The sequence below is a fragment of the Lysinibacillus sp. A4 genome, from assembly GCF_024919535.1.
Taxonomy (GTDB): Bacteria; Bacillota; Bacilli; order Bacillales_A; family Planococcaceae; genus Lysinibacillus; species Lysinibacillus capsici.
In genome coordinates, this window is record NZ_JANWTB010000027.1 from 1 (window position 1) to 6,936 (window position 6,936).

At 41.0% G+C, this 6,936-nt stretch carries 5 protein-coding genes, 13 tRNA genes and 1 rRNA gene; 15 read left to right on the forward strand and 4 right to left on the reverse strand.

All coding sequences use genetic code 11. From position 1 onward, the window contains the following. Nucleotides 1-13 precede the first annotated feature (13 nt). From NY607_RS23950 to NY607_RS24010, 13 genes are all read left to right on the forward strand, one after another. Nucleotides 14-90: transfer RNA gene (locus tag NY607_RS23950), tRNA-Pro, on the forward strand. A 15-nt stretch (nucleotides 91-105) separates the two neighbouring features. After that, nucleotides 106-181: transfer RNA gene (locus NY607_RS23955), tRNA-Ala, on the forward strand. Nucleotides 182-209: 28 nt separating this feature from the next. After that, nucleotides 210-283 (forward strand) — tRNA-Met (locus NY607_RS23960). Nucleotides 284-290: 7 nt separating this feature from the next. Then, a tRNA-Ile gene (locus NY607_RS23965) sits at nucleotides 291-367 on the forward strand. A 15-nt stretch (nucleotides 368-382) separates the two neighbouring features. Next, nucleotides 383-475: transfer RNA gene (locus tag NY607_RS23970), tRNA-Ser, on the forward strand. A gap of 53 nt (nucleotides 476-528) precedes the next feature. Beyond that, nucleotides 529-603 (forward strand) — tRNA-Met (locus NY607_RS23975). Nucleotides 604-606: 3 nt separating this feature from the next. Beyond that, a tRNA-Asp gene (locus NY607_RS23980) sits at nucleotides 607-682 on the forward strand. Between the two features lie 58 nt (nucleotides 683-740). Further along, a tRNA-Phe gene (locus tag NY607_RS23985) sits at nucleotides 741-816 on the forward strand. A gap of 5 nt (nucleotides 817-821) precedes the next feature. Beyond that, nucleotides 822-895, forward strand: a tRNA-Gly gene (locus tag NY607_RS23990). A gap of 1 nt (nucleotide 896) precedes the next feature. Continuing rightward, nucleotides 897-973 (forward strand) — tRNA-Ile (locus tag NY607_RS23995). 4 nt (nucleotides 974-977) lie between these two features. Then, nucleotides 978-1,054: transfer RNA gene (locus NY607_RS24000), tRNA-Asn, on the forward strand. 11 nt (nucleotides 1,055-1,065) lie between these two features. After that, a tRNA-Ser gene (locus NY607_RS24005) sits at nucleotides 1,066-1,156 on the forward strand. A 2-nt stretch (nucleotides 1,157-1,158) separates the two neighbouring features. Further along, nucleotides 1,159-1,230 (forward strand) — tRNA-Glu (locus NY607_RS24010). 59 nt (nucleotides 1,231-1,289) lie between these two features. Here NY607_RS24010 and NY607_RS24015 read toward each other — a convergent pair. The 4 genes from NY607_RS24015 to nadB form a co-directional block, all read right to left on the reverse strand. Then, nucleotides 1,290-1,706, reverse strand: a complete 417-nt coding sequence (locus tag NY607_RS24015; protein ID WP_131522746.1) for a VOC family protein — start codon at nucleotides 1,704-1,706, stop codon at nucleotides 1,290-1,292. A 163-nt stretch (nucleotides 1,707-1,869) separates the two neighbouring features. Further along, nucleotides 1,870-2,973, reverse strand: a complete 1,104-nt coding sequence (gene nadA / locus NY607_RS24020; RefSeq protein WP_131522745.1) for a quinolinate synthase NadA — start codon at nucleotides 2,971-2,973, stop codon at nucleotides 1,870-1,872. Beyond that, the gene (nadC, locus tag NY607_RS24025; protein WP_131522744.1) at nucleotides 2,960-3,820 is read right to left on the reverse strand and encodes a carboxylating nicotinate-nucleotide diphosphorylase; all 861 of its coding nucleotides are present in this window, start codon (nucleotides 3,818-3,820) and stop codon (nucleotides 2,960-2,962) included. Before nadC ends, nadA begins: the two co-directional genes overlap by 14 nt. Next, nucleotides 3,777-5,363 carry an L-aspartate oxidase gene (nadB, locus tag NY607_RS24030; RefSeq protein ID WP_259420577.1) on the reverse strand — a complete coding sequence of 529 codons (1,587 nt, stop codon included), beginning with the start codon at nucleotides 5,361-5,363 and terminating at the stop codon, nucleotides 3,777-3,779. The genes nadC and nadB overlap by 44 nt, the downstream gene beginning before the upstream one ends. A gap of 100 nt (nucleotides 5,364-5,463) precedes the next feature. Between nadB and NY607_RS24035 the strand changes: the two genes are divergently transcribed. After that, nucleotides 5,464-6,534 carry a cysteine desulfurase family protein gene (locus NY607_RS24035; RefSeq protein WP_237900999.1) on the forward strand — a complete coding sequence of 357 codons (1,071 nt, stop codon included), beginning with the start codon at nucleotides 5,464-5,466 and terminating at the stop codon, nucleotides 6,532-6,534. A gap of 278 nt (nucleotides 6,535-6,812) precedes the next feature. Beyond that, a 5S ribosomal RNA gene (gene rrf / locus NY607_RS24040) occupies nucleotides 6,813-6,928 on the forward strand. Nucleotides 6,929-6,936 lie beyond the last annotated feature (8 nt).

Sequence of the window (6,936 nt, forward strand, 5' to 3'; positions counted from 1 at the left end):
GCCATAAGAACAACGGGAAGTAGCTCAGCTTGGTAGAGCACTTGGTTTGGGACCAAGGGGTCGCAGGTTCGAATCCTGTCTTCCCGACCATTTCCAAAAAATTATGGGGCCTTAGCTCAGCTGGGAGAGCGCCTGCCTTGCACGCAGGAGGTCAGCGGTTCGATCCCGCTAGGCTCCACCATAAGTAAATTAACCAGTATAAAGATCCTGGCGGCGTAGCTCAGCTGGCTAGAGCGTACGGTTCATACCCGTAAGGTCGGGGGTTCGATCCCCTCTGCCGCCATCTTAAAGGACCTTTAGCTCAGTTGGTTAGAGCAGACGGCTCATAACCGTCCGGTCGCAGGTTCGAGTCCTGCAAGGTCCACCATTTATATATTGTAACGGAGGTATACCCAAGTCTGGCTGAAGGGATCGGTCTTGAAAACCGACAGGCGGGTAACACCGCGCGGGGGTTCGAATCCCTCTACCTCCTCCAGTTTTAAATTTTTATAAATGGTGCTTTAAAAACTCGAAACAACATAAAATTATCGCGGGGTGGAGCAGTGGTAGCTCGTCGGGCTCATAACCCGAAGGTCGTTGGTTCAAATCCGGCCCCCGCAACCAAAAGGTCCCGTGGTGTAGCGGTTAACATGCCTGCCTGTCACGCAGGAGATCGCCGGTTCGATCCCGGTCGGGACCGCCATTTTTAAAATAAAAGTCATGAGAAGCAAAAGAGTGAGAAAGCTTAGCATGGACGAAATGGGTCAGTAGCTCAGTTGGTAGAGCATTAGATTGAAGCTCTAAGTGTCGGCGGTTCGATTCCGTCCTGACCCACCATTTATGCGGGTGTAGTTTAATGGTAAAACCTCAGCCTTCCAAGCTGATGTCGTGGGTTCGATTCCCATCACCCGCTCCAAGGGCCTATAGCTCAGCTGGTTAGAGCGCACGCCTGATAAGCGTGAGGTCGATGGTTCGAGTCCATTTAGGCCCACCATTATTCCGAAGTAGCTCAGTTGGTAGTAGCACCTGACTGTTAATCAGGTTGTCGCAGGTTCGAGTCCTGCCTTCGGAGCCATTTTTTATTTTGGGGAAGTACTCAAGAGGCTGAAGAGGCGCCCCTGCTAAGGGTGTAGGTCGGGTAACCGGCGCGAGGGTTCAAATCCCTCCTTCTCCGCCATGGGCCCGTTGGTCAAGTGGTTAAGACACCGCCCTTTCACGGCGGTAACACGGGTTCGAATCCCGTACGGGTCATACTAGAAACAGTAGATGCAATTGCATCTACTGTTTTTTGATATTCATAGATACAAAATTTACTCTTGATTCAATGCATTTTCATCCATATAAACTACTTCCCAGATATGTCCATCTACATCCTGAAAACCCCAACCATACATAAATCCGTGATCTTGTGGTTCACTATAAGGTTTACCACCAGAGGCAAGTGCCTTATTCACTAATTGATCTACTTGTTCTCGGTTTTCAGCAGAGAGACATAAGATTGCTTCTGCAGAAGTAGTAGTATCTGTAACTTCTTTCTTACTAAATCCTTTAAATCGTTCTTCAACCATTATTAATACGAAGATATTTTCACTAATAATCATTGAGGCTGTTGTTTCATCACTGAATTGTTGATTGAACGCAAAACCTAATTCCTTAAAAAAACTGATAGATTTGTTTAGATCTTTTACTGGTAAATTGATAAAGATATTTTTCGATTGAAAAGCCATTTAGTATCACCTCCAAATTGACAGTATCATGGAGCATAAAGTCGTGTCAATTATAGCAATACAGGCGAAAATGAAGCCATCAGCACTATTGAAAGTAGGTGTTATGTCAAAAAAAACAGAAAGGTTATATCTTCAACCTTTCTGTTTAAAAAGCTTTAACTATTTATCCTCTGGCTAGCATTCTTTCAAGTGAACTAAGTGCTTCAGAAGTAGTATGTTCATCTACTTGTATACGGTTATGAGGTTGACCCTGATCAATACTTTCTAAGCTCCATAACAAATGTGGAAGGTCAATTCGATTCATTGTTAAACAAGGACAAAAGTTTTCATTTAAGGAGACAATATGTTTATCAGGATGCTGCTTAATAATGCGATTGACAAGGTTCATTTCTGTTCCAATTGCCCATGCAGATCCGCTTGGAGCTCGATTGATTGTATCAATAATGTATTTTGTGGAGCCTGCATCATCAGCCGCTGCTACCACTTCACGGCTGCACTCTGGGTGAACGATAATCCTCATAGTCGGGTGTTCTTTGCGAATAACCTCTGTATGTTGAACAGTAAAACCTTCGTGCACAGAGCAGTGACCCTTCCAAAGAATAACTTGGATATTTTCAAGAGGCTCTTTTGTTTCGAGCATGTTCTTATGTGGATTCCAAACAGCCATATTTTCAAGAGGTATACCTAAATCATAGGCAGTATTTCTTCCTAAATGTTGGTCAGGTAAAAAGAAGATACGCTGTTTTTGGGTAAAAGCCCATTGAACAAGTTCCTTTGCATTCGACGAAGTGACACAAGCACCACCATGTCTTCCAGTAAAGGCTTTAATAGCCGCAGTTGAATTAACATAGGTTAGAGGAATAATCGTATCCCCAAAGAGTTCTTGAAGAATTGGCCATGCTTGTTCAGTTTGATAAATATCTGCCATATCAGCCATTGAACAACCAGCGCGCATATCTGGTAAATAGACATGTTGCTGTTTCGTTGTCAGCATATCAGCAGTCTCTGCCATAAAATGTACACCGCAAAATACGATGTGTTCAGCTTCCTTATTTGCTGCGGATAATTGCGCTAACTGTAAAGAATCCCCAGTTGCATCTGCAAATTGAATGACTTCATCTTTTTGATAATGGTGGCCAGGAATAAATAATTTAGGACCTAATTTTTTCTTTATTGATAAAATACGAGATTCCATTTCCTTTACAGATAGTGCCCGATAATGCTCTGGGAGTAATGTCGTCTGTTGTAATAAACTAGTGATGGACAAGGGAATGATCTCCTTTCATTTGAACGAGTGCACTAATATCAAAAGCTTTAACTGAATGTGTTAAGGAGCCAAGAGAAATCCATTGAATACCCGATTGGGCATATGCCTTTAAATTTTTAAGTGTGATGCCCCCAGATGCTTCAGTCGCAATAGTGGGAGGAACAATGGGAAGCCATGCACGGATTTCTTCTGGGCTACGGTTATCAAACATAATAATATCTGCTCCTGCGTGGACAGCTTCTTCTAATTGTTCTTTTGTTTCAATTTCAACTTCAATTTTCACGGTATGACCGACTTTCGCCCTAGCTACCTGAACTGCCTTTGTAATGCTACCAGCAAAGGCAATATGATTATCCTTTAGCATAATTGCGTCATACAGGCCATTACGATGATTAAAAGCACCACCAATTCGAACAGCATATTTATCTAACATACGCAGTCCTGGTAGTGTTTTACGCGTATCACATATTTTTGTGTGAGTACCTACTGTTTCTTGAACGGCAAGATGGGCTGCAGTTGCAATAGCAGACATACGTTGAATAAGATTTAAAATGACACGCTCACCGATTAATAATTTTTGTAAGGGACCTTTAATCACAGCGAGTACATCACCTGACTTCACCATCTCCCCATCTTTTGTATGAAGGTTGACTTCGATTGATCGATCGAGTAAGAGAAAGCCATGCTCAATAATGTTAGCTCCGCAAAAAATTCCGCTTTCTTTCGCGTAAAAAGAAAAAGCTCCCTGTTGTTCGGCTGAAAAGATAAATTCACTCGTTAAATCTCCATCTCCTAAATCCTCATTAAAAAATTGCTTGAGCATTTCCTCGAGTTTGATGATATTCATACAATGAGTTCCTCACTTTCATTTGTCCTTGCGAAAAAATAATCCATCGGCTTGCCCAGTGTGATTCCATTTCGGGTTTATCGGTCCGAATATGAGCTCCTCTTGTTTCCGTTCGCGTAATTGCTGCATGTGCCATTAATGTGGCGACTACATGCATCATAAATAATTCCAACTCAGCTAGTTCTAAACCCTTTAAATTAACTTGAATAAGTGATTGCAAGGAGGGGAGTTGCTTTACAAAATGCTGCAAGTCATCCATATTTCTAACAATACCTAGGAACAGCATCATGTTTTGCTGTAATTGGGGTTTGCTAAATAAAGGTGGCATTTTATCAGCACATTGATGCTTTTCCAGTAAAAAGTTTTTTTGATGACACCCTTTTTGAATAATGAACTGCGCCATTTTTTGACCAAATGTAATACCTTCCAATAGGGAGTTACTTGCTAAACGATTCGCACCATGTACGCCTGTACAGGCAACCTCACCGACTGCATATAAGTTCGGTATCGTAGTTCTTCCTTTGTCATCAGCAATAACACCACCCATCAAGAAATGACTTCCTGGAGCCACGGGGATTAGACCATCTTGTAAATGAACGCGGTGAACATGGCACAGCTGAGCAATTGTTGGAAACTTTACTTCAAAGTCTTGAATGTTAGTGATATCAATAAACGTTTCTTCACCCGCTGCACGTTTTGTAAATAGGGCAAGTGCAGTAATATGTCTTGGTGCTAAGTCAAGTTGAGCATGTAAACCTGTCATAATGGGCTGATGCTGGGCATTAACAAAAATACCACCAGCCCCTCTGACAGCTTCAGAAACTAATCCCTTTGCTTCATTTTTACACCACAGAAGACTCGGGTGAAATTGCATAAATTCCATATCACTAATGGCAGCGCCTGCCCGAAATGCTAATGCGATCCCATCCCCTGTATTAGTTGGAAAATTAGATGTACTTGAATAAAGGGCACCTGCGCCACCTGTCGCTAAAATAACATGATGAGCCAAATAACGTTTTGTACCTTTTTCTCCTTTAGTTAGTACTCCTACACAGTCACCATCTGTATTCCGTAAAAGCTCATAAGCCATTTCATAGCAATTGATCTTTGTTTTGGGCGAAAGTTTATGAAGCAAGTAATCTATGAAAATCTGACCAGTACGATCACCACCTGCATGTAGAATACGATGATGACTATGTGCTCCTTCAAGTCCTAAAACAGGTTTTCCATCGACCTGCCGATCAACAGGGAGGCCATCCTTTAGATAGTTTTGCATAATCTCAGTGCCATCTTTTATAAGTGTTTTAACATGCCTTTTCTCATGATGATACTCTCCAGCTTTCAATGTATCAGCAATATGATGTTGAATATGATCCTCCTCACTGGTAACAGCAGCAATCCCACCTTGTGCACGATAAGAACTACTCATATATACAGATGATTTTGTAACAATTTGTATTTGAAAATGTTTTTCAAGCACTAAAGCAGCCTGAAGTGCAGCAATACCACTACCAATTATAAGGACGTCTGTCTTTACATCCATCGTTATACCTTCTTTACAGTTGTCTTGACACTTATCTTTACATAAAATATAAAAGAAAACAAGACCTGATGAACAAGAGAGGAAGAAGACGATGATTTATATGGATTATGCTGCAACATCACCTATGATGAGGGAATCTCTTGAGGCATATGTAGAGGTGGCACAACGGTATTATGGAAATAGTGCGAGTTTGCATGATTTAGGGGGACAAGCTTTTTATTTTGTCCAGCAATCAAGGGAGGTTGTAGCCCAAGCCCTAGGTGTAACTAGTGATGGCGTAATTTTTACGGGTAGTGGAACAGAAGGAAATCTCATAGCCATCTTGTCGTTAGCGCTAGCCTCAAAAAAAGGAAAACACATTATTTCATCTCAAGCTGAGCATACGTCAGTGCATGCGGCTTTGAATACACTTGAGAAAAAGGGCTTTACTGTAACAAAATTACCTTTGCAGAAGGATGGTTGTGTGGATCTGGGGCAATTGCAACAAGCAATCCGGGAAGAGACTGCTTTGATTACCATTCAACATGTCAATTCTGAAATTGGTTCAATCCAGCCTGTAGAGAAAATCGTAAAGATGGCAAGAAAATCAAATATATTCTGTCATGTTGATTGTGTACAATCATTTGGCAAACTAGCTATACCAAAAGGGGCAGATGCGATTACCATCTCGGCTCATAAAATAGGCGGACCAAAGGGCTGTGGTGCTATATATCTGAACCCTGCAATCAGAGTACCTGCATTAACACCGGGTTTGACACATGAGAGGGGTCTTAGAGGGGGGACATTAGATACTCCTGCAATCGTGGCCTTTGCCGCGGCAATTGAAAACTATCAATATGAATTGCAACATTATGAAACGCTAAGAAATTATTTTGAAAATAATTTACCTGAAAAATGTCAGCTCGTTGAGTGTAAACAGCAACTACCTAATATTTGTGGGGTAATGATGGAAAAAGTAGAGGGGCAATATGTTCTTTTAAAGTTAAATGAGGCGGGAATCTGTATCTCTACAGGTAGTGCATGTGATATTCGTAGTAAATCGGGAACAAAGGCTATTCTATCAATGGGATTCTCTTTGGAAGCGGCACGCCAATTTTTTAGAATATCTTTTGGTCCCGCCACTACACTTGAGGATATTGTAAAATTAAAAATAGAGCTTTCAAATATTTAATGAATAGACGAGTGAAGGATTATCTATATTCTTCACTTGTATTGAAATAGATTATAAGCTAATAATATCGGCCAAATAAAATAATTGTTTTCTTTTGAACCAACAATTGCTATAATATTTTGCAGGGCAATATTTTCTCTTACTTAACAAAAATATCTTTAAAAAGTAATAATTTCTTTTTTTTATAAAAAAGTATTGCACAATGTTAGAAAACGTTATACAATAATTCTTGTCTTGAAGGACAGGTAAACAACTTCAAAACAAGATACATAACAAAGTCTAGTGATGATGGCAAAGAGGTCACACCCGTTCCCATACCGAACACGGAAGTTAAGCTCTTTAGCGCCGATGGTAGTTGGGGGCTTCCCCCTGTGAGAGTAGGACGTCGCTAGGCATAATACC